The organism is Streptomyces viridosporus, assembly GCF_002078235.1.
Taxonomy (GTDB): Bacteria; Actinomycetota; Actinomycetes; order Streptomycetales; family Streptomycetaceae; genus Streptomyces; species Streptomyces viridosporus.
In genome coordinates, this window is record NZ_MSGP01000574.1 from 1 (window position 1) to 1,125 (window position 1,125).

1 protein-coding gene is annotated in these 1,125 nt (G+C 77.9%); it reads right to left on the reverse strand.

Going from position 1 to position 1,125, the window contains the following annotated elements; all coding sequences use genetic code 11:
* On the reverse strand, positions 1-1,125 hold a 1,125-nt coding region (locus B7L92_RS32920; protein ID WP_143626417.1), incomplete at both ends, for an AAA family ATPase.

Genomic DNA, 1,125 nt, shown 5'->3' on the forward strand with positions numbered 1-1,125 from the left:
CGCCGCCGCGGCGGCGCCCAGCGAGACCCGGCCGGCCAGCGCCAGCCGGCGCAGCAGCCGCCGTGCCGTCTCCGACTGGTCGGTGTAGCGCAGCCACAGGGCGCGCTCCACCGGTTCGACCGGACCGTACGCGCCCAGGTCCGTGGCCAGCGCGCGCGGGGACCGCGGCCCCAGGGACGAACCGGCGAGCCGCAGCGCCAGCGGCAGGCCCCCGCACAGCTCCCGCACCCGCTCGGCGGACTCGGCGTCGTACGGCCCGGAGGAGTCCTGGGCGGCGGCCGCCAGCAGTTCCTCCGCGCCCGCCGCGTCCAGCGGCTCCACCGGTAACCGGTACACCCGGGCCGGAAGGTCGTCGGGCAGGCCGAGGGGCGCGCGGGAGGTGACCAGGACCAGGCTGTCGGACCGCTCGGGGACCAGCGTGCGGACCTGCTGCGGATCGGAGGCGTCGTCGAGGACGATGGTGACCGGCAGGCCCGTCAGATGCCGGTGGTACAGCTCGCTCAGCCGTCTGACCTGCTGGTCGGGGGAGGACCGCTCGCGGAACAGCAGCTGTTCGCGGGGCGCCCCGAGCCGGTTCAGCAGGTGCAGCAGCGCGTCCCGGGTGGACAGCGGCGGCTCACCGGAGCCCTCGCCGCGCAGATCGACGACGCAGGCGCCGCGGAAGTGGTCCTTCAGCTCGTGCGCGGCGCGCACCGCGAGCGTCGTGCGGCCGCTGCCGGAGGCCCCGTGCAGCACCACCACCGTCGGCCGCGTCTCCGCGCTCGCGCGGGCCGCCCGCACCCACTGCCGGATCCGCGCCATCTCCTGCCGCCGGCCCGCGAACGGGCCCAGCGGCTCCGGCAGCTGCCCGAACGACTGCTCCAGCACGCTCCGCCCGCGGGCCGCCGCGCTCTTGTCCGCGCCGCGCAGCCGCGGCCCCGCCTCCTTCCGCCCCGTGGACGCGGCCAGCATCCGCTGCTGGTCCAGGAACGGGCGTATCCCCCGCACCTCCAGCGCCGTCAGCCACTGCAGCCGCAACTGTTCCGGTCCGCCCGGCTGGTGCGCCGCGCCGGCCCGGCGGTGGGCGGCGGGCACGTGCGAGCCGACCACCTTCACCACGGTCGCCGCCGCCCCGACCGCCCCGGC